Origin of the sequence: Exiguobacterium sp. s22, from assembly GCF_018617455.1 — a bacterium.
Taxonomy (GTDB): Bacteria; Bacillota; Bacilli; order Exiguobacteriales; family Exiguobacteriaceae; genus Exiguobacterium.
The window spans coordinates 57657-83396 of record NZ_JACSKD010000007.1 but is presented as its reverse complement, the minus strand read 5'-3'; the positions used below and the strand labels follow the sequence as shown (position 1 = coordinate 83396).

Sequence of the window (25740 nt, the reverse complement as noted above, 5' to 3'; positions counted from 1 at the left end):
TCTCAGCAATGAGGAGGGCTGTTATATTTAGGGAAAAGAGTTAAGGAGTTGGAAATTTGAAAGCCCACTACCCTTCTATATTCGCTGTCCTTGCGGGTCTGACCGGATTACTCGGACTGATGTTTCAATCGATCTACCCGATCATGTTGTCTCCCATCTTTTTACTCATTGCCGGATACTCCGTGGCACATGCGAATAAGCAGAAAAGAACCGTCCGAAATTATACAGCGAGCTTCATCATCTTATCGAGTGCCGCCCTCGCATTCGGTCTTGGCTTCCAGTCCATCATCCCGTACGCCATGCTCATCGGGGTTGTGCTACATATGGTCTGTCTGATTGCTGCATTCATCGCGCTCGGACGGTATCGGGCTCACATCTCATGAAGGTTGTGACAGGCCTCGGTTGGGGCGCATTGATTCTAACTCTCGTCCTCTCCCCGCTACTTGCCGTCGATTTGATTCTCATCTATTTACTTGAAGACACATCGTTCCCAGTCCTATCGACACTCGCTATGCTCGGTTGTTTCTACCTATTGTCGACGATCCTCAGTTTGTTTGTTGATGGGTTAACGGGAGCGTTACGCTCGTTTAGTCATGTGAACGTGCCGCGTCTACTCGATACAATCCTTCACGGAATCGTGAGCGGGGTTAGTTTATACGTCGTACTTACCTTCTTTCCGTCTATCGATTTATCGACGTTCACCGTCATGGCGATTGTATTCGTGCACTTATTCGGTGCATCATTTTGGCTGAATCGGGAGAGTTCGAAAGAAGACGTACCTCTCGAACTCGATTCAATCGATCAGCAGATTATCCACCTGTTACGAACCGAAACCATCGTGTCCTGCGTCGAACGCATCCAGCATGATTACCCGGATTTATCGAAACGGGACGTATTGAAACGAGTCAAACGCATCAGTCAATCCAACGAAGTCACCGAACCGTTTCATGGTCGGTGACTTTTGTGCATGACCACGAGCGAATCGTGAACCGTATGCTATAGTTTGAATGAATCTAACGAAGGAAGTGATCAGCATGAAGGCACTCGTCTTTCATCAATTTGGTGGCCCGGACGTCCTAACATATGAAGAAGTCCCGACACCGACGCCACAAGTCGATGAAGTATTGGTCCGCACAAAAGCCATCGGATTGAATTATGCCGATGTGTATCGCCGGAAAGGCAACTATCATCTCGTCGGAGAACCGCCACACATTCTCGGATATGAAGGAACCGGTGTCGTCGAAGCAATCGGGGCGAACGTCACCTCGCTTCAAGTCGGGGACCGCATTGCCTTTGCCGATGTCCCGCACGCCAACGCAGAATTTGTTGCCGTTCCGCTCGACAAAGCGATTCCTCTTCCAGATGCCATCTCATTCGAAACAGCCGCATCGACCATGCTTCAAGGATTGACGGCCCATTACCTCGTTCATGACAGCTATCGGATTCAACCTGACGATGTCGCGATCGTACACGCTGCCGCTGGTGGTGTCGGTCAACTGTTGACGCAAATGATTCAACGCCTCGGCGGACGAGTCATCGGTCTCACGTCCACAGCCGAAAAAGTGGCGACGGTCCAAACACATGGCGCCCGTGCCTATCGTTATGACGAAGCATGGGTCGAAGCGATTCGTGACGCCACGGATGGTCACGGTGCCAATGTCGCCTATGACTCGGTCGGTTCGACATTAGAGGATAGTTTCGAAGCGACTCGGATTGGCGGGACGGTCGTCTTCTACGGCATGGCCGGAGGTGACCCAACACCAGTAGACCCACGCATGCTCATGGATACGTCGAAGACGTTGACGGGTGGTGACTTATGGAACGTCCTCACCTCAAAAGAGGAACGGATTCGCCGGTCACACGAATTGTTCAGCTGGATCGAAGACGGTTCACTCGTCATTCCACCACCGACAACGTTCGCTTTGTCAGATGGGGCATCGGCCCACGCCTTTTTAGAGAGTCGGAAGAGCCAAGGGAAGATCCTCTTGATCCCATAAACAAACGCCAGCCCGTTTTCGGTGCTGGCGTTTTTACATATCCTCTTTTCGAAGCGAATACCCGTCAACCTCTAAAAGTCGCATCCGTCTCTGGTCAATCGCCGCATGGACAATCACGGTCACACCCGGGTTGAGCTCTATCATCTTCTTGATTTTTCGTAAGTCATCTCCCTTGATCTCAACCGGCAACACGAACTCCCCTTCTCTCAAATGAACGAACTTGATTTTTCCTTGGTCGTCATAGCCCGTCACTTCGTATGTTGAAAATTCTCGTTTCATAGAATATCCCTCCCCTATCCCCGTTCCCAAATCAGAAGGATTCCACACAAAAAATCCATCCCCGTAGCGGCAGGGATGGATACATGTTACGCCTCGACGCTATCCGCGTGTTTGGCTTTATGGTCGGCGATGACATCGGCATACCACTTCGCGCTGTCTTTCCAGATACGCTCTTGTGTCTCAAAGTCGATATAGAGGATTCCGAAGCGCTTCTCGTATCCGAAGCTCCATTCGAAGTTATCCATGAGTGACCAGAGGTAGTAGCCTTGAATGTTCATGCCTTCATCGTTCAAGTCAGAGACGGCTTCGAGGTGCTGGCGGACGTAGTCGATCCGGTTATCGTCATGGACTTCGCCATTTTCCAGCACGTCGTCAAATGCGGCGCCGTTTTCTGTGATGTAGATCGGAAGGTCAGTATACTCGGCGCGTAAACGACGGATCAGGTCTTTGAATTCGTACGGGGCGATATCCCAGCCCATGCCCGTCTTTTCGTAGTCCGAGTAAGCGTCTGCCTTCAAGAAATCATTTGCTGCGTTGAACTCGACAATGCCTCGGCTGTAGAAATTGATACCGAAGAAATCGCAAGCTGTCGAGATCGTCTCCATATCACCCGTTTGGATGAAATCGAAGTTATGCACATATTTGGAGAACAAGTTCATCATGTCGACCGGATACTCACCTTTGAAGACGGGATCGAGGAACCAGCGATTCGAATACCCGTCGGCATTGTTCATCGCAAGGCGGTCATTCGCCGAATCCGTCTTCGCGTACATCGGTGACAAGTTGAGCGTGATGCCGATCGGGGTCGTGGACGTCATCTCTCGCTTCAACAATTCGACCGCTTTTCCGTGCGACAACAAGATGTGGTGCACGGCGCGTACCGCTTCGTTCATGTCACGGTGACCCGGTGCGTGAACACCGACATGGTAGCCGAGGAAGCCGGCACACCAAGGCTCATTGTGAGTGATCCAAGAGTCGACGATGTCATCAAGCTCTTCAAAACAGACTTTCGCATAATCGAGGAACCAGTCGACCGATTCACGGTTGACCCAGCCACCTTCTTCGTGAGCCCACATCGGAAGGTCCCAGTGGTAAATCGTGACGGCTGGTTTGATTCCTTCTTCACGGAGACGCATCGCCAAGTTTTTGTAGAACGCCATACCTTCTGGGTTGTACTCTCCCTTGGCAGGGAAGATGCGTGGCCACGCGATGGAGAATCGATACGTGTCGACACCTAGCTTTTTGATATGCTGGATGTCTTCCTCGTAACGATGGTAGTGGTCACATGCGACATCGCCGTTATGCTTTTCAAACACGCGCCCGTCGATGTCACAGAACATATCCCAGATGGAAGGAGTACGGCCCCCTTCATTATGTGCGCCTTCAATTTGGTACGAGGACGTGGCTGTCCCGAATACGAAGTCTTTCTTAAAATGCATAGTGTTTTCCTCTTTTCTCTATATTTATTCTTTGACAGCACCTGCCGAAATACTGCTGACGATGTACTTCGAGAGGAACAAGAAGGCAATCATGATCGGTACGACCGAGATCGCGATGCCTAGGTAAAGCGCGCCAAGGTTTTCTGCGACTTGTGATCCTTTCAAGAAGCCCATCAAGACAGGCAACGTGTATTTCTCAGGAGAGAACAAGAGGACAAGTGGCATCAAGTAGTTGTTCCACGAGCCGATGAACGTGAAGATCGACATCGTCGCAATCGCTGGCATCATCATCGGGAGCGCGATCGTGTGGAAAATGCGCAACTCGCTCGCACCGTCAATCCGTGCCGCTTCGATCAAACTGATATGAAGGGTCGCTTGTGTGTACTGACGGATGAAGAAGACCGTGAACGGTGTCGCAATCGCCGGGACGATCAAGGGAATGAACGTATCGAGAATTCTAAGCGTCTTTGAGATTTCGTAGAATCCGATGAGTCCGAGTTGTGCCGGCACCATCATCATGACGAGCATGAAGATGAACATCGCATTCTTCCCTTTGAAGTTGTAGAACGTGAATCCATACGCTGTAAGGGCTGAGAAGTAGCCCGAAAGTACCGTGACCGATACCGAGATGATCAAGCTGTTTTTAAAGCCGGTCCAGATGTTGATGTACTCGCTCAAGGTAGCGTAGTTATCGAGCAATGCTGTACCAGGGATTAGAGTGAAACCAGAAATGACTTCTCCGTTCGTCCGAGTCGCGTTGATGATCATCATTAAGAACGGGATGAAGCAGATAATCGCCAATATAACCAAGCTTGCATAGATCAAGCCTCGCACAACACGATGCTTCGACTTTTGTTTTTTAGGTGGCGCCACTTTGAGTGGACGGTCTTCTTTACGCTTTGGCTGCGCTTCGCTATCAGGAAGCATTCGCCGTGTTTCTGCATTTTGTTCCATCGCTTACGCCCCCTTCTTCTGTGTTGCGCGTTCGTTGCGGAACATACCTTTGAAGACGATCGCCGAGAAGATGAGCGTGATCAAGAATAAGCCGTAAGCGACCGCAGATGCGTAGCCGTAGTTGTTGTACTTGAAGGCTTGGTTATACAAGTAAAGCACCATCGTGTTCAATGAACCGTCTGGCGAACCGATTCCATCAGTGATCAACATCGGAAGGTCGAACAATTGAAGTCCACCGATGAGCGATGTGATCATGATGTAGAGAAGAATTGGTTTCAAGAGCGGCAACGTCACTTTCGTAAACATTTGCCAACGGTTCGCACCGTCAATGTGAGCGGCTTCAAAGTAATCTGTTGAGATTCCTGAAACACCCGCCATGACGATGATGAAGGAGTGACCGAACCACATCCATGTCAAGATGAGTGAGACGGATAACTGTGCCGTCACGGGTTCTGCCAACCAGTCGATCGGATTGGAGATCAAACCGATTTTCATCAACACCATGTTGAGTGAACCATGCTGCCAGTCGAGCAAAATACCGAACAAAAGCGCGACCGAGCTGATTGTGATCAAGTTTGGAAGATAGAAGAATGAACGGAAGAAGTTTAATCCTTTTAGCTTCAAACGGAGATCTGAGAATAAGAGCGCCAATAAAAGGGCCATTCCCATCTGCAAGGCGAAGTTGACTCCCCAAATCTTGATGGTGTTGAAAAACGCTTCGATGAAGTATGTGTCCGTCAACAACCGTGTATAGTTCGCAAATCCGACAATCTCTTCTCCTGGGCTACCGGTGTAGTTCGTGAAGCTATAGTAAAGCGTCAAAAAAACCGGATAAATGCTAAACGTCAAGAAGACGACCCAGAACGGGGCGATGAACAGATAGCCGTAACGATTTAATTTTTTCACGTGTATTTCTCCTTCCATAAGAACCGAGGGAGGAGTTTCCTCCCTCGTGTTGGTCATCGTCAGTCAACAACGATGTCTGGGTAAGCGTTTTTAACTTGTTTCTTGAATTCTTTCAATGCTTCGTCTTTCGTCTTCTTACCTTCTACGTAAGAGTTAACTGCCGCTCCGTAAAGCGTGTCGAGCTGTTGGTCGTATTTCGTAACGATCCCTGGTTTGATCGATTCTGCTTCGCCAAGGAAGAACTCGTAGTTGTTCTGTCCACCGAGGAACTCATCGCTGAAGTCATCTTTGATTTTGTCTGTAACTGGGTTGAACGCAAGGACGTCACCTGTTTCTTTCGCCCATTCAGTCAAGAACTCTTCATCTTGTGTCATGAGTTTGATGAAGTCATAAGCTTCTTCTTTATGTTTAGAGTCTTTGTAGATTCCGACCCATGTACCGCCCCAGAAGTATGGGCTCGGTCCGCTTGTTACAGCCCAGTCACCAGCAGTGTCTTTCGCGTTTTCTTTCAAGACAGAGTGGAGACCCCAAGTTGGGAGAACGTAAGAGAAGACTTCCGTTTCCGTTTCTTTGCCGCCTTCTTTTACTTTGATCGGTTTGTCCATTCCTTCGAACCAAGATGGTGACCATTCTGGTGCGAGAGCAGTTAAGTTATTTTCGCGAAGTTCTTTCGCGTAGTCGAAGTAGTTTTCTTTCCCTTCAGTCAAGACAAGTTCATTGTCTTCGTTTACCCAAGCTTGTGGGTCATCGCCTTGTGCGAACCAACGGATTGAACCTTCGTCCGGGAAGAGTTTGTAGCCTTTATCTTTAAGTTTTTCACCGACTTCGAAGAGTCCGTCCATCGAGCTCATCATTTCGCCGACTTCAGCCGGGTCATCTGTACCGAGTGCTTCTTTCGCGATGCTACGTTTGTAGTAAATCCCACCCGGAGTAGTTTGCCATGAAAGGGCACGAACGTTTCCGTCTTTGTCTTTCCCGAGGTCGAATACGTAAGGAACGATGTCTTTCGACACTTCTTCTGCGTTGTATGGTTCTTCCGAAAGGTTTTCCCAGTAACCAGCGTCGATCCATTGTTTAAGGAACGCGATTTCACCCGTGAAGACGTCCGGTGCGCCGACGCCACTTTCAAGAGCTGGCTTCAACTTCGTTGCGTAGTCAGCTGTCGGTACGATTGTCAATTCGACTTTCACGCCGTTACGCTCTTCGAATGTTTTGATTGGTTCTTTCAATTCATCCGTGAATGACCAAATTTTTAAGACATCATCTTTTGAACCTTCTGAAGATGATCCTTCGCTGCCGTCAGAGCAAGCGCTCAAGACACCGACTGAAAGTGCTCCAATGGTAAGTAAGCTAACAAGTTTACGCATGTGTTGTTCCCATCCTTTTATAAGTAGTATTAGAAAGCGCTTGCAAGAAGAGGTAAATAATTCTCGAAAGCGCTTTCGGTATATCCGAAAATAAAATATCGAAAGCGGTTTCGATTTTCTTTAAAAATGACTTTCGAAATCGCGCTCCCTTCTCCATCTGCTGAAGAAAAGAGAGCGACTTCGAAATATCATTGGCTATAAATCACTGTTTGACCGGTGCACAAGATGCCCGTTCGACTAAGCGTACCGGAATGACGCGACGTTCAGTGAGTCGCTCTTTCGCGGTCATTTGTTCAAGTAAAAGTTCTGCTGCCGCTTCCCCGATTTCGTCCGTATCTTGGCGAATCGTGGTCAGTTTCGGCGTGATATATTGAATCATTTCAATGTCATCATATCCGATGACTGAGATGTCATTCGGGACATGAAGACCATGTTCGTGAATGGCTTCGATGACACCGATTGCCATTTGATCCCCGGCCACAAAGACTGCAGTCGGTTGATCGTCTAGTTCAAGCAATCGTTCCATCGCTTGCTTGCCTTCCTCAACCGAGAAGAAACCGGCGTTGACGAGGTAGCCTGGTCGAATCGGAAGGTCCAGTTCTTGCATCGCAAGTTCATATCCTTTGATTCGAGCTGCTCCGGCGTCAATCGTTTCATCCCCAGCGATGTGGGCAATTTTTCGGTGACCGAGTTCATACAGATAATTCACGGCGAGACGTGCCCCTTCGATGTTATCGGAATAGACGACGCTACAGTTGGCGCTGTCCATATCGACGACGACGATCGGGATGTCGCTTCGCATGAGCTCTTGAACTTGTTCATCCATTCGGTCCGAGCAGATGACGACGATGCCGTCGACCGCACGGTGTTTAAAGTGTTCGAGGTAACTCATGTCACGATTGCGCAGATTCCGCGAGGCGAAGATCAAATCATAGCCTTGCTCCTCTGTCGCGTGACGAAAACTTTCGATGATCCCGTTGAAGAACGGGTGTTTCATCCCGACTTCATTCGCTTCTGAGAACATGACCCCGATCGCCCATGATTTTTTCGTCGATAACGACTGGGCATGTGCGTTCGGCAAGTAGTCCATCTCAGCAGCGGCTTGAAGAATCTTCGCTCTCGTCTTGTCACTCACGTCTTTATAATTGTTCAACGCTTTGGACACTGTCGTGATTGAGAATCCTGTTTTTTTGGCTAAATCATAAATCGTACCCATGTCATTCTCCTCTTCCCGAAAGCGCTTTCGGTAATTTGATTGTAGCGTATGGATTTGTAGGAATCAATTCTTTTTCGAGGAAACTTTTTGATTCTTTTTTCCATTCCTTGTTTCTTCTATATTACTGTATCGAGAAATTTTTGTCCTTAATGTGTCCGCGTATACAACCACACGAGATTCGTAAACTTTTGTACTTCCGTCTCGCCCGTCACGCCTTTAAATAGACGCTGGAACGGCTTCAACAATTGCTCTAACACGATTTTTCGAAGACGCTCTTGTTTGAGCTCGAATGAAATCGCATCGAACAAATCACGCTGTTCTTCCGTCATCTCGACATGCTCTTCGATACGAGCAGCCATCTCAATCAATTCTTCGATCGTAATGAGATGTTTATCTGTCGTTCCACGCATTTGATCGACCGTGACCGGGTTCAAAACGTGCTCTCCTGTCTCCATCATCCGAGCGGCAATCAATTCGACATATGTGTATAAACTCCGCACCACTTTTTGAGGAGAGTAAGCGGCATTTGTGATCCGGTTCGTGAACAAGATATGTTGCAACATTCCGTTGAAGAGCACCGTCAATTCCATCGAATACGGTCTTACTTCCTCCCCGATAATTTCCGTCAAACGCATCGCAATCCATTCAATCTCATAAATGCGATGTTGAAGTACAAGTTTCTTCAATTCATTCTCGTTTGACGACATGATCGATTCAAATAACGCATGCAAGTTCCGTTCTTCGTTCAATTGAATCAATATCGAGATTTGCTCGATGAAGACGTCACGATCTCGTTTGTCGCGCCCCATCTGCATCTCAATCCGGCGTTGCCCTGCATCATATCGTAAGTTCTCGAGGATACTGGCGACACAATCCGTCTTCGATGAGAAGTAGTTATAAAACGTCCCTTTGGAGATGTTGGCACGATCGATAATCTCTTGCACCGATGTATGCTGTACCCCATTTTCGATGAAGAGAGACATGGCAATATCGGCGACTTTTCTCTTTTTCTCTTTCATTACTTCATGACTCCGTTCTGTCTAGTTTGTATATCTACTATAGCACCGAAAACCTTTTTAGACTAATAGTACAAAATGGTTGCTTTATTTATACAACGGGTATAAAATCATTTCATCGACACTTACCAACACATAACTATTTAGAAAATAAAGGAGCCATCCATATGAAACCAGAATTCCAAAAGAAACCGCCTTACGTCATGTTGGCGGTCCTCTTTGCGGGTGCGTTTATCGCATTTTTAAACAACTCATTACTCAACGTCGCGCTCCCATCGATCATGGTCGACCTCGAGATTGCAGACTACTCGACCGTTCAATGGCTCGCGACAGGCTTTATGCTCGTGACAGGTGTACTCGTCCCGGCATCCGCCTATTTGATCACTCGTTTTTCTAACCGAAGCTTGTTCATCACCTCGATGAGTATCTTCGCCATCGGTACGGCGATCGCCGCATTTTCACCAAGCTTTGGCTGGTTGTTGAGCGGTCGGATGATTCAAGCCGTCGGAGCCTCGACAATGGGACCACTCTTAATGAACGTCATGCTCGTCAGCTTCCCTCGTGAAAAACGGGGAATGGCGATGGGAATCTTCGGGCTCGTCATGATTTCAGCTCCTGCGATTGGACCGACACTTTCCGGTTACATCGTCGAGTACTATGATTGGCGCGTCTTATTCGAAATGATTTTACCGCTCGCCGTCATCGGTCTCGCGCTCGCCGTTTGGAAAGCAGAGAACGTCATGGTCCAAAATAAAGATCAGTCACTCGATTACTTGTCACTCGTCTTATCGACACTCGGATTTGGTGGGATTTTGTACGGTGTCAGTTCAGCAAGCTCGGACGGCTGGGATAACCCAATCGTCTTGGCGACGATGATTATCGGTGCCATCTCGTTGATCGTATTCATCTATCGCCAGCTCCATATGGAAAAACCATTACTCGACTTGCGTGCTTACAAACATCCGATGTTCGCACTCGCGTCAGTCATTGCGATGGTCAACGCGGTCGCCATGTTCTCCGGTATGATTTTGACACCGGCCTATGTCCAAAGCGTTCGTGGCATCTCACCACTCGATTCAGGGCTCATGCTTCTCCCTGGTGCGATCATCATGGGAATCATGTCGCCGATCACAGGTAAACTGTTTGACCGATTCGGACCAAAATTATTAGCAATTACCGGATTGACCATCACCGCCGTATCGACGTACATGCTCGCTCACGTCCAACTTGATTCTACCTACACATACATCGTCTTAACGTACACGTTGCGTATGTTCGGGATGTCAATGGTCATGATGCCCATCATGACTAATGGACTGAACCAATTGCCGACTCGCCTCAATCCGCACGGAACGGCCATCAACAACACGGCACAACAAGTATCCGGTGCGATTGGTACGGCAGTACTCGTGACCATCATGAACTCGGTGACACGTACGGAAGCTGAATCATTGATGACCGGAATTGATCCTGCGACACTCACAGAAAGTTCGATGGGTGCTATCACTCAGCAGGCCCTCTTATCTGGGATTCAATATTCATTTTACGTTGCACTTGGGATGAACCTCTTGGCACTCGTCCTTGCGTTCTTTGTGAAACGCGTGGATGTTCGTAAGTTTGATGATCAAGTGGAAACTGTTGAAGAGTTGAAACAAGCGAATTAATAGGTAAAGCCGTTCTGAATGAATTGATTCAGAGCGGCTTTTTTAATTTCTCATTCCCTTTATAAATAAATCTGAAATTAAAATTTAATCCTAATATGGTATTATTTCTCAATGGATAGGATTCGTTTAGGAGGGTACATATGATGAAAAAAATGTTCAGCTTGATGATTGCGTTTCTTCTGATTACCTCTTCTTTTTTATCGACTGGATCAATCGTTGAGGCGGCCCCGAAGAAGCAGAATCGTGCTATTATGGGAGTATCGGCTTTGACTCCGCAACAAATGGCGGATTACGTAAAAAAGAAGAATCCTCGTGATGTCCGGCTCGCGAAAACATCTGTCGAAGACTTGGCGAAACTCTTCGTCATCATCGGCGCGAAGGAAGGTGTTCGTGGGGATGTTGCATTCGCACAAGCATTGAAAGAGACCGGTTATTTCCGTTACGGTGGCGATGTCCTTCCGAAGCAGCATAACTACTCTGGAATCGGGACGACTGGAAATGGTGTAAAAGGTCACTTTTTCCGTTCCCCACAACAAGGGGTGACTGCTCAAATTCAGCATCTAAAAGCATATGCTTCAAACGATGCACTGAACACGAAACAAGTCGACCCACGCTTCCATCTCGTCAAGCGAGGCTCTGCGAAAACGTGGCCATCTCTTCACCAAAAATGGGCCATGCAGCCGAAAGGAAATTACGGGACCGAGATTCTTTCGATTTATCAAGAAATGTCGAAAACACCAAAACGTGTCGCTAAAGCAAAACGATGAGGAAATGTAGGGGTGAAAGAACGTGACGTGCAAACAAGTTAGACTCGCGAGCGGAATCGCATTATTCGTGACCGGCGTGATGTTGTTACTCAAACGCTAATGAGCATTTCGGACAATGGTCCGAGTGCTTTTTTTGTGGATAAACAAAAAGCCATGGCACTCAATAAGTACCACAGCCTTCGCTAACGTTTATATAACTTAATGCCCCCGATACTTCCCGAGCGCCCGCATATTCAAGAGATACAAGACCCCTGCATAGAGAATTAAACCGAGTAAATACACCCAGATGCCTGAGAAGCCACTTCCGTAGACCATTACTTCCTTGATCGCTGTCGCTCCGTAGAAGATTGGCATGATGTAACTCAAGTTGCCGAGACCATATGGAATCAAGTCGAGCGGGATGAGTCCCGAGAAGAACACTTGCGGGATGATGGTGAACGGAATCATCTGAACAACCTGTAATTCCGATCGGGCAAACACCGAGATGGTTGCCCCGAATAGCACCGCCGTACCCGCCATGAGTAGCATCGTCAACATGACCCACGCCATATTTCCAAGAGAAGATAGTCCGAGCACATAAATCGAATAGAGCACGATGAAAATCGACTGAATCACCGCAAACGTTCCGTACCCGAGCGTATATCCTAAAATGACTTGCCCTCGCTTGATTGGGGTCATCAACAGTCGTTCGAGCGTACCGCCACTCCGTTCTTTGACGAGTGCCATCGCAGATAGGATGAACACGAAGAAGAACGAGAAGAGGGATAGGAAGACAAACCCGAACGAATCGAACGTCGACTGTCCTTCTTCCCCATAGACGAATGACGTATCAATTTCGGCTGCAGGATTGAGCGTCGTCAACGCATCTTGAATCTCGCCAACCGCCTTTGACGACTTCGTCGACGGTTCGCGTAACGTGATGGTCGTTCCTTCTTGATTCATTTCAAACACGGCATCAACATGTTCATTGTCTTCGATATATACTTTCGGATCGTCGAACGATGCCTGCTCCACCTCGAGCGTCTCGTCTTCGAACGCATCGACGAGCTGTTCGGGTGCGTTGTCGTCCAGGACGACAGTCGGCACGTAATCCGAGTCCCCGAGTAGGAAGTAGACGAGTGTCAAAATGAGGAGCGGCGCAATCAAAATCAAGGCGACGCTTCGCTTATCATTTAACGTCTGAAAGATGACACGCTTCGCTAAGTTACGCATGGTCACCCACCTCCTCTTTCCCAGCAATCAAGAACAGTTCTTCGACGCGACCGTTCTCGGTCTGGTCGAGCAAGTCCTGCACATGATCATAGGCGATCAATCGTCCATTATAGACGAGTGCGGCCCGGTCACATTCGAGCACTTCATCCATGACGTGCGTTGATACGATGATGGTCGTCCCTTCCCTCCGAATCACCTGAAACTGATCCCAAATCTGACGACGTAAAATCGGATCGATTCCGACTGTCGGTTCATCAAGAAACAAGACGTCCGGCTTATGCAAAATGGCAATGGCTAGTGACAGACGTTTTTTCATCCCGCCTGAAAAGTTGCGGACGAGCTTATGCCGGTCGTTCGCCAAATCGACCAGATTGAGTACTTCGGTGATGCGGTCCTGGAGCGCCTTTTTTCCTAACTTATAAATCGACCCGAAGAAGGCAAGGTTCGCTTCGGCCGACAAGTCTTCGTACAAGCCATCGTTCTGCGGCATAAATCCGATTTGTTGGAGCATATCCATGTTTGGCATCTTCGTTTCGCCGATATGAACACTTCCTCTATCCGGTGCGAGGGCGCCGATCATGAGTCGGATGAGGGTCGTCTTCCCCGATCCAGAGGGTCCGAGTAAGCAACAAATCTCTCCGGATGGGATGGTGAAGTCGATGTTGTCGATGGCGAGTTGGTCACCGAACGACTTCTCGACGTGTTGCAATTGAATATTCATTTCTGTCACTCCTTTTCGGCGCCTCATCGTGTATACTCAAGATAATCGACACCGTGTTGGTTTATATGTTCAGTATAGTCCTCGTTCACGGTGGCAACAATCGTCAATATCGGTCATCGTGTCGGTTTTCCGACAGATGCAATGAATGTGTTGAGGAAAAGGAGAAATAATATGGAACAAACCGATTTACGCGTCATCCGAACGAAAAAATTGATCAAAGATGCCTTCTTTAGTCTCATTGAAGATCAGGGATTTGAAGCCGTCACCGTCAAGCAATTGACTGAACGAGCCGGCATCAATCGGGGAACCTTTTATAGCCACTATGTAGATAAGTTCGAGTTGATGGAAAAATGCGTCGACGAGATCTTTGAAGAGGCTGAACAAAAGTTGATTCACCATCTCCCGCACATCTTTGGAGACGAGCGAACTGACAAGTCGTATCATTATCTCGTTCCGTTTATTCGTTTCATCGAAGACAACCAAATCATCATGAAGCCACTCCTCGGACCGAACGGAGATCCGACGTTTCAGGCAAAGCTTCGAAAGTTCATGCAGGCGGCCTTGTTTCAGCGCTCCCCGGTAACCTTGTTTGATCCGAACAAGATGATGGTCCCGCCTCCATATCTCGTCGCCTATCTGTCTTCGGCTCACATGGGTGTCATCTACGAGTGGTTGAACAATCCGTCCGCAGAAGAAACAGCGGAAGACATCTCCCGGATTATTTATACAATCACCTATGAAGGACCACTCGTCGCAGGCGGCGTGAAGTCAAACGAATAAAGCCTCCCGCACATATTGCGAGAGGCTATTTTTACGAAACCCGAACGTGCACGTGCAGGTTCCCATTTTCTTCAGTTGTCGTCTGGTAAGCATTTTGCACCGCTTCTAGATCATGCCATGCGATGCGGTATGACTTTCCTCGCATCCCTTCAAACTCGAAGGCGAGATGTTGTAAATCCGACATACCTAGGATACGGTCAAACGGTCTATCTGGACCATCCCATTCTAGTTGGTTTGCTGAGTTTTTTAGCACGAGATCGAGCCCGTGCATCACCTTTTCTTTGATCAACTGACCACCCGCCGTAAGACGCATTCCGTCTTGAATATCATGCATCCGACACGATTCAATATCATCAAACGGGATGCTGATCTCGTCGCCGTTCGCAAAGTGAAGCGTGATTGTTTTTACGATCATCTTAGATTCCTACTTTCGTTCAGTCTCTGTTCCCTTACTATACAAAACTTTTCCCGGTTCAGGGATGACATCTTTGTGGATGTGGCAAATCCGTAAAAGCATGTTCGATTCATTTGGAAACGGGAATAGAAGAGGTAGCACTCATTCTGTTTTTTGAAAATAACACTTCGGAAAGGCGGCGAATATATGCCATCAGTGGATAAGTCGGTCATCGTCATCGGCGGAGGGCTCGGTGGATTGTCAGCGGCCATCTCGCTCGCTCAAAAAGGTTACGACGTCTCACTCTATGAAAAGAACGATTATATCGGAGGGAAAGTGAATCGGCTCGAACAAGACGGATTCGGCTTCGACCTCGGACCCTCGATTTTAACCATGCCCCACATTTTCGACAAACTGTTCCGCGGAAGTGGGAAACGGATGGAGGACTACGTTTCCATCAAACGATTAGAGCTCGAATGGCGCTCGTTTTTCCCGGACGAAACCGTACTCGACCTCTATCATGACCTCGAACAGATGCAACGCGCGAACCCTTCCCTCTCTCGAAAGGATATGCAGGAATATCGGGAACTACTGAATTACGCAGCCCGTATTTATAAGACGACCGAGAAGGGCTACTTGGCTGAAGGATTTGAATCCCCATTAGAAGCGGTCATGAAAACAGGCATTTTCCCGACCCTGTTCGGATTCGATTTGACGTCGACGATGTATAGCGCCATCAAGAAACGCATCAGTAATCCGCATCTTCGAGACATGCTGTCGTATTACGTCAAATATGTTGGGTCCTCTCCATATAACGCACCGGCCGTCCTCAATATGATGATTTACATGCAGTATGCCCAAGGCTGTTGGTACGTCGAAGGTGGGACCCACAAACTCGCGGAAGGATTGACAAAGCTCGCCGAAGAGATTGGTGTGAAGCTACATACCGGAGAAGGTGTGGTTCGTGCCCATACGGTGAATGAGAAGGTGACCGCCATTGAGCTTGAAGATGGACGTCTTCGCTCCGCCGATTATTTCGTCTCGAACATGGAAGTCATCCCGTTCTATCAGAAGATGGTCGACGCGGACGAGCAGTACGTCGACAAACTCGTCGATCAATATGAACCGGCGAGCTCCGGATTCGTCCTCCATCTCGGGGTGAAAAAAGCATATCCACAACTGGCACATCATAATTTCTTCTTCTCTGAGAACTTACATGAGCAGATGGACAAAATCTTTGAGAAACACGAACTTCCGGACGACCCGACAATTTACCTCGTCAACGTCAACAAGACCGATCCGACTCAAGCGCCACCGGGACATGAGAACATAAAAATCTTGCCTCACATCCCGTATATCCAAGACAATCCGTTTACGGAAGAAGAATATGCCGCTTTTGAGGAACGTGTGCTCGATAAGTTAGAACGGATGGGACTCGATGGGCTGCGTGAACATACGGTGACGCGTGACGTATGGACGCCTCACGATATCGAACGGACGTATGGTTCGGACCGAGGCGCCATCTACGGGACAGTCTCGGATAAAAAACGAAACGGTGGCTTCAAGCATAAGAAACAAAGCGAACTTTATCACAACCTCTATTTTGTCGGCGGGACCGTCAACCCGGGCGGTGGCATGCCGATGGTGACACTCAGCGGTCAGCAGGTGAGCGACAAGATTGCGAAGCGCGACAAAGTAAAATGATGTTCTTTCATCCCTCACTAGCTGTGAGGGATTATTTTTTGAAACTTTTCCCAAATATCTTCCGTATATTGTGATACGATCAACTCAACTACATTCACAATCGGAGGAATCGCATGCATCAAATCACCAGCTACTTCTTTATGTACGCCAAAATTGTCGTCACGGATAAAGTTCCATTCTTTTGGACACTCGGAATTCCACTCGTCATCGCTTTGACGACACCATTATCAGGTGTTCATCAAGCGACACCTGCAGAATATTACGGACAAATCGCTTATTTTTGGGTATACATCGTACTTGCTACATATGTGAACGGTGTCGGCATGGAGCTCGCTCGCATGCGCGAATATGGATTGATGAAGACGTATGTGATGATCTCCGGGAACAAACTGACATATGTCATCGCCGTTATCTTGGCACAGCTCTTGTTCGCTTCCATTAGCTTACTTTTATTCACAACGGTCGTCACGCTCGTTCATGGGTTCTTCTCGTTCACGTTACTCGCGTCAGCTTTACTCGTTTTACTCGGAAGTATCCCGTTCGCGGTCGCGAGTGTCGCCATGACGGCACTTCCGATCAAAATAACGAGTCTCACGACATTTGCGAACATCTTGATGTTCCCACTTTTCATATTGGCGACAAAGTCACCCGATTACTGGTTCAGCTTCCTCAATCCGTTCTATGCACTCCATCAATTCGCGCTCGGATTGTTGCATCTGACGACTCACGTCGATCTCTCGTTCGGAGTATGGGCGACATGCCTCTCCGTACTTGGATATTTCATCATCGGAGTGATTGCGTTGAAACGCTTTAGTCTCGTCTCACTCATGACACGCTAGGAGGTCCTTATGCACGTAAACCAACTCACTTATCGCTATCCGAAAGCGACACGTCCTGTGCTCGATGATGTCTCGTTCACCCTGCAACCGAATAAACTAAACGTCTTAATCGGACTGAACGGTGCCGGAAAGACGACACTGTTTGATTGTATGACGGGTACCCTTCCCGTTGACAAAGCATCACTCGACCTCGTTCCGACGACGGACATGTTGTATTTGACACAACTCATGTATAACCATCATGAGTTGACGGGGAAAGACTTCGCCTATTTCATCGGACGTCTGTCGCAACGTCCCGACTTCAAGAAACTCGAATCGTATATGAATAACCTTTCAACTTCTCGCGAACAAGAACTGTTCGAACATCTATGGACGATGAAGCTCGGGAAGATGTCCGTCGGGGAGAAGAAATGGCTTTTCGTGACGCTCTTATCTTCAATCAAACGTTCTCTCTATTTATTTGATGAGCCGACGAGTGGGGTCGACCCGGCGTCACGCATTCAAATCATGCGCCGCCTCCAGCGACTCGTCGATGAGGGCAAGACATGTCTCATCTCGACGCATCAACTACACGACTTGGCTCAACTCGATGCTCACGTCATCTTCCTGCATGGTGGACGCGTTTTATATGAAGGGGACTTCCAAGACTGGCTCGACGAGTCTGGAACGACCGACCCGGACGAAGCATTCGTTCGGATGGTCGACACGCCGCTTGATGATGTGGCGGTGACACGATGAATGACTCGTTTTGGGAACGACACCGGTTCACATTCTATACAATCGGCATGGTCGTCTGCGGCTTTCTCATCTCCATGTTCTCATGAAAAAACTCAGCCTCTGACGCTCTGTCAGGGGCTGAGTTTCTGTTTACGATGTGCTTGTCGTAACTCTCGATTGGTCACGTGATTCGGGTCCGCTTCACGTAGTTTACGATCCATCGGCACGTACAAGATGAGAAGCGGAATGATGCCAATCAATGCGACACCGAGTAGTTCCTGCATCGAATCGAATACGAACTTGGCAAGGAAGGTGAATACACCAAGTGACACAAACATGGCGACGATGATTTGAAATTCTCGACGAACGAGACGTTGGTATTCCTCGTCTTCGTTAAATGTACGTAACAACTTCATCCGTCGCCACGCTTGATAGAGCGACGGCAGTTGGGTCACGAGGAAAGACAAGGCAACCGTCGTCACCGTGACACCGTTTATGACCGAAACAACGAGAAAGAGAAACAGACCGATGATGCCAAATATTGCGCTGATTCCTCGTGCGTCGAAATCCTGTTCCACCATTTTGGGGAGGCGTTCTTGTTTATCCATTCTCCTTCCTCCTTTGTTGCTTCTTCCGATTCATCAATCCCAACAAACTCTCGACGACGTGTTCGTCATCAATCTTTAAAATCTTCCAGTCGACCCATGACTCAAGAATGAGGCAACTCGCAATCAACGTCGCACAGACAAGGCTTAATGTATCAAGCGATATGTATTTCAGTGCATACAGCGCCAAAAGCGCTAAAGTTCCAATCAAGAGAGCGAACTGGACCGCCCCTTTCAAATAGATAAAGCGCTGATACGTAGATGAGTCATTGAACTGTAAAAACAACTGGATTTTATGCCACGTCGCCACCAAAAGCGGCATAACCAGCGCCGCACAAAAGATGAACAGGGACAGGTTCATCCTTGAATCATTGAACAATAACCAAAGCGCTGTCACTACACCGATGACAATCACCAGGATCGGACCCTTTTTAGTCCATGATTTGTCGTACAGATACTCCATTCGTTCTTCCCGTAACACCACACACACCTCCAACAGTAAAAATCATCCAATTCACCGATATCTATATCTTAACAATCCATAAGCAAACTTTCGAGGTTTTCCCATTAGAAAGGAAAAAGCACCTGACGATTGTCAGATGCTGATTAATTTGAATGCCGGCGAAGGAGTCGGAATAAAAAGATTCCAATCATCGTCAACAACCCTAAGTTTAGAATTGTCCATCCCATGTCCATCACTTGTTGCATATCATTACCCCCTTCTATCCTGTTCTTCTAAATTATACATGTCTTTTCAAAAAAAGATTCGGTCAAATTGTTATTTTTATCCTTTTTTCCTAATAATTCAAATTTTTTTGGTTACATCTGGTCAATCAATAGAACAGAAGTCAACGGTGATGTGCCCGATCTATCATACTCACATAAATCGACAGCAGTATGGACAAACTTGTTCAAAACGTGGAACTTCTTTTTAACATTTAACTCGCTCGATTCATCGACGCGCGAGTTGGTTTACCCTTTCCACTCAACTGAAATACGAGCACACCACCAACGATTAACACAATCCCGACGACCGTTTTCCATGTGAACGGGACGACCTTCAAGCCGAACCATCCTAACGTATCCCAGAGGAGCGCGAACAAGATTTGAGACACCATGACAATCGAGAGGGCGTAACTCGGTCCGAGCCGCTCGACCCCTTGTGTCACACTCATGACGACCCCGACGCCGAGGATTCCACTGAACCAGTACCACGTCTCCATCTCATCTACTCGGAACAAGGCGCCACCTTCCTGAAACAGACCGATGAGTAGCGATGCCAAAAATCCGAGTCCAAGGACGAGTGTCGTCGTCGCCCATGCCCCGACACGCTTCTTGACGTTGGCGTTAAACGTGTTTTGCACACAGACGAGCATCCCACCGATGACAGCAAGCATCATGCCAATCGCCATATGTCTCCCCTCCTATTCATAAATGCTCTCCCCGACAATCTCCAACAAACCTTCCCGATCGACGAGCGTGATTACCCGCCGATTTCGTTTAATCAATCCTGCCTCAACGAAACGCCGGAGCGTCCGATTCACATGACGATAACTCGTCCCAATCAAATCAGCGATATCCGTCAATTGGTCGACCGTCGAGCCGAGTGTTTGGTCATTCGGCGTCATCGATAACAGATAACTCGCCAAGCGCACTTCGACAGGATAGAACAAGTTGAAGCTGAGTGACTGCGACTTCCGTTCGAACTTTCGCGTGATTTCTTCCAATAAATAATGTAACCAGGCGACTTCTCCGTGCGCGTGACGTACTAAATCCTCGAATCGGATGGCGAGCATCTCGACTTCTGTGACCGCCTCGACCGTATTCAAAAACGGGGTCCGTTGAATATATTCGATGTCCCCGATCAAATCGAGCGGATATTTGAAGGAGAGGACGAGGCGCTTGCCGGTAGCAGAAGTATGGGAGACACGAATCTTCCCCTTCACTAAGAAGCGGAGATGCCCTGCTTCATCACCTTGCGTACAGATGACGTCTCCTGGCTCGTATCGAACGAGCTGCAATTCGTTCTGCGCTTCTTCTGGTAAGACAGTCAATTCAAATTGCTTCACATACGCGTCAACCATGCACGTTTCCCCCTACCATTTTAATAAGATGACTCCTGCAATCATCATGAACACCCCGAACAACTGCATCCCGTTCAACTTCCGTCGCACCATTCCGAACCATCCGCGCCAATCGATGACGAGCGCGAGCGCCAGTTGCGCAATGAGAAACAACGAGATTGTCATCGTGACCCCGAGTTCGTGGACGGCCGTCATATTACTAAATAAGATAATCGCCGCAAATGCTCCGCCCGATAAATAGAGCGGCTTCACCTGCCGCATCTCGACATACGTGCGGTCCCGGAGCACCAGCATGACAAGGAGCGTGACGATAAATCCCGTGAATTGTGTTAACGTCGCCGCTTGCCACGTCCCAATCTGTGAACTGATTCGAGCATTCGCAACACTTTGTAACGTTAGAAAGAAGCCTCCGCTGATTGCAAATAATACTCCTCGCATCGTTCTCCCCCCCTTAAGATAAACGAATCAATACAATCCCAATGACCATGACAACCAGACTCACGAGTTGCACCCCGGTGACCGGTGTCTTCTTCGCGCCGAACCAACCGAAGCGGTCAATCAGTAAACTTCCGCATAACAGTCCGACAATGACGATGATGACAGCGATCCCTGTCCCGACAATCGGTACGATGAGGACGTTTCCTCCGATGAAGAGCGCCCCAATGATCCCACCGAGCCAAATCCACCACGGTTGACCTTTCAGTTGACCGAGCGGAACGGGTTGGCGTGAGACGAGTAAAATGAGTAAGAGCGCCAACGTTCCGACAACGAAAGAGACCAATGCCCCTTTCAGAGCCGATTCGAGCACTGTTCCCAAATAGCCGTTAATGGCCGTTTGCGTGGCGCTCATCATCCCAATGAAAATCCCAAACAGTCGCCACAGGTTCAGATTCCCCGTGTCCGTTTCCATGGAGACGACCAGCTTGCCCCTTCGGCGATTGAGCCAATCGGATAAGGCGACCGTTCCGATGACTCCGAACAAGACGAGCACGACACCGAACAAACGAAGCGCCGTAATTGGGTGTTCGACAGAATTGAACCAACCGAAATGGTCAATCAACAACCCCATCAGAATCTGTCCAAAAATCGGCATGATGACCGTCTGGACACTCCCGAGTCTTGGGAACAGCAAGATATTTCCCGTTAAGAACAAGACCCCTAACAGTCCGCCAATCCACATCCAACCCGGACCTTCCTGAATCACCGAGCCGTCAAATCCAAATGACTGTCCGGTCAATAAGAGCAATAGGGACAAAAAGATGGTCCCGACAGTAAACGATAAAAAAGATGCAACGAATGGGGAGCCGACCACCTGACGCAAACGTGAGTTGACACTCGTCTGCATCGGCAATAAAATCCCAATCGTCAATCCAATCAAAATAGCTAACATGAATGTCTTCCTCGATTCTACTGGTTCTGTGTATATTGTCAGCTTACGCCTCCGTACTGAAGAAGAAAAGGACCGATGTCCTCAAACAAAAAACGAACCCTTCTCAGGTGTTCGTTTTGGACTCATGGAAGCGTTGATCGCGCGCTTCGCGCAATTCTTTCCCTCGTACATGATGCGCATCGAGCGTGTGTAAGTGTCGATTAATGACATACGGTGCCAGAATCGATAAAACACCGATCCCGAACAACCCGACAATCGCGACGACGGACGACAACGAGTCGGCATAATAGGCAGCCAACAAGCAGATGGTTAAGACGAAGCAGAGCCACTGGACCCCGAAGTCTGTATACACCAGACGTTGATACCGCGCATCCTCGTTAAAGGTAAGAAGCAATTTTGTCTTCCGCCACTCGAAACAGAGATATGGGAAAAAACTGATGAAGACGAGGAGTGGTGCGTAGAGTTTGGACTGCGTGGCAATCACGAGCGTCATCACGACCGTCGCGATGACGACACCCCACACCCAACGCCAATGACTGTCATCCTGCTCCAGCAATTGTTCAATTCGCTTTTCTTTCGTCAGCATATGTACTCCTTTCATACGAGCGGTAATGCTTTGTCACCTCATCTCGGGTTGGTTGCTCCGGGTCGGCTTGTCGCAATTGCTGGACGGTCTGATAGTGCGTCCATGCTAACATGACGATGCCTAGACCGAAGATGACCCATGCGACAGGTGCAATCTGGAGACGACTGAAAAGAATTGCTACTGTGACCGCTCCAATCCAGTAGGAATAGAGGCGATATAAGCGTTTTGTCAGTAGGATGCCTCGACCCACCGTGAAAATCTGTAAGACACGTCCTTCTTTGATCGCCAGTCCTATGAGTAGGACAGCCGTGAGGACCGAACCGATTCCCCATATCCACCACGTGTCAAAACCGAGCACAAAGCTGTTACAAAAAATAAGGGCTCCCGTGAGCCAAAGGTGGAGGGTTTCTCGTGACTGCCGATATCCTCCGATTACTTGAATCCGTTCTTTCTTTGTCATGACTGCTTACGACCTTTCCTTGAAATATCATCTAACGTATGTTTTAAACGTTCCCGGTTTGCCCGGGTCCACTCGCCTGATGTGACGTGGTGCTCATCAAGCGCGGACTGTTTTCGATCAATCCAAAGTGGAATCAATATGAGACACGGTCCGCCGATCAGTAGCGTCCAATTCATCCACGGTAAGATATCGATTCCGTTGAAATGCAACCCAATCAAAATCATGAACCAGATCAAACTCATCAACATGACAGTAAAATCAATCCGCAACAATCGATGATAGCGTGTCGATTCGTTGAAGGATTGCTGCAGTTTCATCTTGTTCCATTCAAGCCATGTCGTATAGAGAAGTGCGACACCGGGTAAAAGAATGCTATACGGACTCCATGTCGAAAGAAAATAGATGGATACTCCTAGCATGACTACGCTCACGATGATGTTGAGACGAGTATATCGTTTCTCAAACTGTTCAATTCTTTCAAATCGCTCTGCTTTGTCCACGGTATCACCTCAGTCTTTCACGAAGTCGAGTTTGATTTCACGGCGCAGCGGCTGCTCTTCGTCATACTGCGGCATCTGCCGGTCGAGCTTTTTCTGTGCGACTTGCAATAAGATGACCCCGCCTAAAAAGACAACGAAAAGCGACCATGCCGGCCAACTGATTAGGACGATGAATGGGAAGAGAATCGCCAACAAGACGAGGAGTCCCATTTCCGATACATATTGCCAATCGATGATGCGCTTGGCTTGTTCCACACTGGTCAACTTTCTGACGAAGCGACGTTCTCGTCCGATGACGTAAAGCATAATCGTAAGTGTGAACGCTAACGGGATGGTGTACATCGGTTCTCCGTTAGACTGAAGCGTGAGAACGACAAGTCCTCCTATTAGTATTGCAAGAATCGAGCGCAACAAAAGCCAACGCTGCTGATAACGATAAATCGTATTGATCCGTTCTTGTTTGTTCATTTCATTCATCCTTTCAGAATCGTCGAATCTCACGACGTGTCGGTTGTTCCGGGTCGAGCCAGCGGATTTGTTGATCGAGCTTCTCTTTAGCCCATAAAATATAAAGCAATGCCCCTCCGATAAGAACCGCAGGAATCCAAGACCATTCCATGATTCGAATGGCTAGCGGATTGACGAGTGCGAGCAATGTGATGAAGAGGAAGTCCAGATGATACTGCAGTGTCACGACACGTTTCACCTGTTCTTGCTCCGACAATTGACTGATCGCCTCTGCTTCATTCGAAAAGAAGTAACGCGTCGCAAGCAACACCCCGCCGATGATGGCGAACCCAATCCAGATGTTCCCGTCCGTTCGCATGAGGAAGTAAACTGCGAGACCTGCCGGAAGCGCTAAGAACAGTCGTTGCAAAAGTCGCTTTCGATTTGATTGTTGAATGGTATGTAGTCGTTCTTGTTTGTTCATCTCGTTCACCTCTTATTCCACTATACGGGATGAGCATGAGAAAAGTTCCGTTATTTTACAAATTAAAAAGGAAGGATCAACCCTCCTTCCTTTACTTTCGATTCACTTCAAAACTTCTGGAGCATCACCTTGACAGACCGTAATGCCCCTTCGATATGTCCCCCGAACTGCGCATCCGTCTCTGAACCAATCAGATGGAGACGGTCACCGAGTTCGATTGGACCGTAAGCCGGGAATGCTGTGAGCGGCATGAGGTCGTCAGATGTCGCCGTCTCAGATTCTGTCGACCAGTCCATGTAATGAAAAGCCAGAAAATCATTCGCTTTCGGACCATATAACTTCTCTAGTTGTTCGATGACACGCGTCTTCACTTGTCCTTCTCCCAACACTTCTCGTTCTCCCGGTGACAGACGGAAGAATCCGAATAGCGCGCCTTGTCCGTTCATCGGTGAGGCGTCATGAATCTCTTGGAGTGGACCGACCCAGCTCATCCCAAAGCCAGACAGACCCTCTTCTCGCCAGAACGGTGTCTTGTATACGATGAGCGCTTTCGCTTGGGACGCCATCCACGTCGGAGTCGTTTTGAGCGCATTTCGTGTCGATCCTGATAATTCAGGTTCGATTGTCAACTTGGCGACAATGCGTGGAGGAAGTGCGAGGATCACGTCGTCCGCGTGATACACCGCCCCATTTCGGAACGTCAATTGAACTCGGTCTGTCTGTCGGTCGTTGGACGTGAGGCGATGCCCTAGCCGAACGATGTCCTCGGGTAACTTTGCGTATAATACTTCCACTAAACTCGTCATCCCGCCGACTACACGTTTCGATCGGACGATGCTTTCCTCCGGCAACACATGTCGTTCCGGGGCAGTCGTCGTCTGGCGTTCGAGCACCATCTCCCCTGTCGTATGTTGAAGGAATGACTCGAGTCCCAGTGTATCCACAAGTTTAGAGATGGTCTTCTCCGTATACGGCCAATACCATGTCGGTCCGAGGTCATAGCCATCCTTCGTGAAGATACGTCCTCCGACTCGGTCACGTGCCTCAAAGACCGTAACGTTATATCCTTTTTGGTGAAGTTGGGTCGCGGCATAGAGCCCGCTGACACCGGCTCCGATGATGGCGATTGATTTCATTGTAAATTCTCCTTTGTCGTCCGTCTCTCCTCGATTATACTGAGTTAGATGATTGGATCTGTTCTAGAAAGGACGA

Annotated in this window: 30 protein-coding genes and 1 pseudogene; 9 read left to right on the top strand and 22 right to left on the bottom strand. The window is 48.4% G+C overall.

The annotated features are described in order from the left end of the window. Positions 1 to 56 precede the first annotated feature (56 nt). From KNO94_RS12030 to KNO94_RS12020, 3 genes are all read left to right on the top strand, one after another. Positions 57 to 383: a hypothetical protein gene (locus tag KNO94_RS12030; protein WP_214780011.1), complete on the top strand. Its 327-nt coding sequence runs from the start codon at positions 57 to 59 to the stop codon at positions 381 to 383. After that, a complete protein-coding gene (locus tag KNO94_RS12025; protein WP_214780010.1) occupies positions 380 to 958 on the top strand; it encodes a hypothetical protein in 579 nt (192 codons plus the stop codon). Before KNO94_RS12030 ends, KNO94_RS12025 begins: the two co-directional genes overlap by 4 nt. A gap of 76 nt (positions 959 to 1034) precedes the next feature. Beyond that, positions 1035 to 1997 carry a quinone oxidoreductase family protein gene (locus KNO94_RS12020; protein WP_214780086.1) on the top strand — a complete coding sequence of 321 codons (963 nt, stop codon included), beginning with the start codon at positions 1035 to 1037 and terminating at the stop codon, positions 1995 to 1997. A gap of 33 nt (positions 1998 to 2030) precedes the next feature. On the opposite strand, the gene KNO94_RS12015 is transcribed toward KNO94_RS12020, so the two are convergent. From KNO94_RS12015 to KNO94_RS11985, 7 genes are all read right to left on the bottom strand, one after another. Continuing rightward, positions 2031 to 2276, bottom strand: coding sequence for a hypothetical protein (locus tag KNO94_RS12015; RefSeq protein WP_214742931.1), 246 nt, complete (start codon positions 2274 to 2276; stop codon positions 2031 to 2033). A gap of 86 nt (positions 2277 to 2362) precedes the next feature. After that, on the bottom strand, positions 2363 to 3715 hold the full coding sequence (locus KNO94_RS12010) for a GH1 family beta-glucosidase (protein WP_214780008.1): 1353 nt from the start codon (positions 3713 to 3715) through the stop codon (positions 2363 to 2365). A gap of 24 nt (positions 3716 to 3739) precedes the next feature. Then, positions 3740 to 4669, bottom strand: coding sequence for a carbohydrate ABC transporter permease (locus KNO94_RS12005; protein ID WP_214742933.1), 930 nt, complete (start codon positions 4667 to 4669; stop codon positions 3740 to 3742). Between the two features lie 3 nt (positions 4670 to 4672). Beyond that, the gene (locus tag KNO94_RS12000; RefSeq protein WP_214780006.1) at positions 4673 to 5575 is read right to left on the bottom strand and encodes a carbohydrate ABC transporter permease; all 903 of its coding nucleotides are present in this window, start codon (positions 5573 to 5575) and stop codon (positions 4673 to 4675) included. Between the two features lie 59 nt (positions 5576 to 5634). After that, entirely contained in the window at positions 5635 to 6942 is a 1308-nt protein-coding gene (locus tag KNO94_RS11995; RefSeq protein ID WP_214780004.1) for an ABC transporter substrate-binding protein, read from the bottom strand. Between the two features lie 202 nt (positions 6943 to 7144). Beyond that, positions 7145 to 8158, bottom strand: coding sequence for a LacI family DNA-binding transcriptional regulator (locus KNO94_RS11990; protein ID WP_015880661.1), 1014 nt, complete (start codon positions 8156 to 8158; stop codon positions 7145 to 7147). A gap of 146 nt (positions 8159 to 8304) precedes the next feature. Next, on the bottom strand, positions 8305 to 9177 hold the full coding sequence (locus tag KNO94_RS11985) for a TetR/AcrR family transcriptional regulator (RefSeq protein WP_214742936.1): 873 nt from the start codon (positions 9175 to 9177) through the stop codon (positions 8305 to 8307). 164 nt (positions 9178 to 9341) lie between these two features. Between KNO94_RS11985 and KNO94_RS11980 the strand changes: the two genes are divergently transcribed. Together KNO94_RS11980 and KNO94_RS11975 are read left to right on the top strand one after the other, a co-directional pair. Next, entirely contained in the window at positions 9342 to 10838 is a 1497-nt protein-coding gene (locus tag KNO94_RS11980; RefSeq protein ID WP_214780002.1) for an MDR family MFS transporter, read from the top strand. 140 nt (positions 10839 to 10978) lie between these two features. After that, the gene (locus KNO94_RS11975; RefSeq protein WP_214780000.1) at positions 10979 to 11605 is read left to right on the top strand and encodes a glucosaminidase domain-containing protein; all 627 of its coding nucleotides are present in this window, start codon (positions 10979 to 10981) and stop codon (positions 11603 to 11605) included. Positions 11606 to 11803: 198 nt separating this feature from the next. Here the strand turns inward: KNO94_RS11975 and KNO94_RS11970 are convergent, their stop codons facing one another. Both KNO94_RS11970 and KNO94_RS11965 read right to left on the bottom strand, forming a co-directional pair. Then, the gene (locus KNO94_RS11970) at positions 11804 to 12817 is read right to left on the bottom strand and encodes an ABC transporter permease (protein ID WP_214779998.1); all 1014 of its coding nucleotides are present in this window, start codon (positions 12815 to 12817) and stop codon (positions 11804 to 11806) included. Further along, positions 12810 to 13538, bottom strand: a complete 729-nt coding sequence (locus tag KNO94_RS11965) for an ABC transporter ATP-binding protein (RefSeq protein WP_214779997.1) — start codon at positions 13536 to 13538, stop codon at positions 12810 to 12812. Before KNO94_RS11965 ends, KNO94_RS11970 begins: the two co-directional genes overlap by 8 nt. A gap of 171 nt (positions 13539 to 13709) precedes the next feature. On the opposite strand from KNO94_RS11965, the gene KNO94_RS11960 reads away from it, so the two are divergent. Next, the gene (locus KNO94_RS11960; RefSeq protein WP_214779995.1) at positions 13710 to 14318 is read left to right on the top strand and encodes a TetR/AcrR family transcriptional regulator; all 609 of its coding nucleotides are present in this window, start codon (positions 13710 to 13712) and stop codon (positions 14316 to 14318) included. Between the two features lie 31 nt (positions 14319 to 14349). On the opposite strand, the gene KNO94_RS11955 is transcribed toward KNO94_RS11960, so the two are convergent. Next, positions 14350 to 14733, bottom strand: a complete 384-nt coding sequence (locus KNO94_RS11955; protein WP_214779993.1) for a hypothetical protein — start codon at positions 14731 to 14733, stop codon at positions 14350 to 14352. A gap of 186 nt (positions 14734 to 14919) precedes the next feature. Between KNO94_RS11955 and KNO94_RS11950 the strand changes: the two genes are divergently transcribed. From KNO94_RS11950 to KNO94_RS11940, 3 genes are all read left to right on the top strand, one after another. After that, positions 14920 to 16416 carry a phytoene desaturase family protein gene (locus KNO94_RS11950; protein WP_214779991.1) on the top strand — a complete coding sequence of 499 codons (1497 nt, stop codon included), beginning with the start codon at positions 14920 to 14922 and terminating at the stop codon, positions 16414 to 16416. Positions 16417 to 16529: 113 nt separating this feature from the next. After that, positions 16530 to 17255, top strand: a complete 726-nt coding sequence (locus KNO94_RS11945; RefSeq protein ID WP_214779989.1) for a hypothetical protein — start codon at positions 16530 to 16532, stop codon at positions 17253 to 17255. 9 nt (positions 17256 to 17264) lie between these two features. Then, on the top strand, positions 17265 to 17993 hold the full coding sequence (locus KNO94_RS11940; protein ID WP_214779986.1) for an ATP-binding cassette domain-containing protein: 729 nt from the start codon (positions 17265 to 17267) through the stop codon (positions 17991 to 17993). Positions 17994 to 18103: 110 nt separating this feature from the next. On the opposite strand, the gene KNO94_RS11935 is transcribed toward KNO94_RS11940, so the two are convergent. The 12 genes and pseudogenes from KNO94_RS11935 to KNO94_RS11880 form a co-directional block, all read right to left on the bottom strand. Beyond that, positions 18104 to 18580 (bottom strand): hypothetical protein, encoded by a 477-nt coding sequence (locus KNO94_RS11935; RefSeq protein ID WP_214779984.1) that lies wholly within the window; start codon positions 18578 to 18580, stop codon positions 18104 to 18106. Beyond that, positions 18573 to 19058: a hypothetical protein gene (locus KNO94_RS11930; RefSeq protein ID WP_214779982.1), complete on the bottom strand. Its 486-nt coding sequence runs from the start codon at positions 19056 to 19058 to the stop codon at positions 18573 to 18575. The genes KNO94_RS11935 and KNO94_RS11930 overlap by 8 nt, the downstream gene beginning before the upstream one ends. A 457-nt stretch (positions 19059 to 19515) precedes the next feature. After that, entirely contained in the window at positions 19516 to 19989 is a 474-nt protein-coding gene (locus KNO94_RS11925; RefSeq protein ID WP_214779980.1) for a DMT family transporter, read from the bottom strand. A gap of 12 nt (positions 19990 to 20001) precedes the next feature. Continuing rightward, positions 20002 to 20661 (bottom strand): Crp/Fnr family transcriptional regulator, encoded by a 660-nt coding sequence (locus KNO94_RS11920; RefSeq protein ID WP_214779978.1) that lies wholly within the window; start codon positions 20659 to 20661, stop codon positions 20002 to 20004. A gap of 12 nt (positions 20662 to 20673) precedes the next feature. Then, positions 20674 to 21099 (bottom strand): DMT family transporter, encoded by a 426-nt coding sequence (locus KNO94_RS11915; RefSeq protein ID WP_214779976.1) that lies wholly within the window; start codon positions 21097 to 21099, stop codon positions 20674 to 20676. A gap of 13 nt (positions 21100 to 21112) precedes the next feature. Next, positions 21113 to 22051 carry a DMT family transporter gene (locus KNO94_RS11910; protein ID WP_214779974.1) on the bottom strand — a complete coding sequence of 313 codons (939 nt, stop codon included), beginning with the start codon at positions 22049 to 22051 and terminating at the stop codon, positions 21113 to 21115. Positions 22052 to 22154: 103 nt separating this feature from the next. Beyond that, the gene (locus tag KNO94_RS11905; RefSeq protein WP_214779972.1) at positions 22155 to 22637 is read right to left on the bottom strand and encodes a hypothetical protein; all 483 of its coding nucleotides are present in this window, start codon (positions 22635 to 22637) and stop codon (positions 22155 to 22157) included. Then, positions 22612 to 23097, bottom strand: coding sequence for a hypothetical protein (locus tag KNO94_RS11900; RefSeq protein WP_214779970.1), 486 nt, complete (start codon positions 23095 to 23097; stop codon positions 22612 to 22614). The genes KNO94_RS11905 and KNO94_RS11900 overlap by 26 nt, the downstream gene beginning before the upstream one ends. Further along, positions 23094 to 23597 (bottom strand): hypothetical protein, encoded by a 504-nt coding sequence (locus KNO94_RS11895; protein WP_214779968.1) that lies wholly within the window; start codon positions 23595 to 23597, stop codon positions 23094 to 23096. Before KNO94_RS11895 ends, KNO94_RS11900 begins: the two co-directional genes overlap by 4 nt. A gap of 9 nt (positions 23598 to 23606) precedes the next feature. Then, positions 23607 to 24065 (bottom strand): hypothetical protein, encoded by a 459-nt coding sequence (locus tag KNO94_RS11890; protein ID WP_214779966.1) that lies wholly within the window; start codon positions 24063 to 24065, stop codon positions 23607 to 23609. Between the two features lie 13 nt (positions 24066 to 24078). Beyond that, positions 24079 to 24528, bottom strand: a complete 450-nt coding sequence (locus tag KNO94_RS11885) for a hypothetical protein (protein WP_214779965.1) — start codon at positions 24526 to 24528, stop codon at positions 24079 to 24081. A gap of 107 nt (positions 24529 to 24635) precedes the next feature. Beyond that, a pseudogene (locus tag KNO94_RS11880) lies at positions 24636 to 25685 on the bottom strand (flavin monoamine oxidase family protein); the annotation flags it as partial. Positions 25686 to 25740 lie beyond the last annotated feature (55 nt).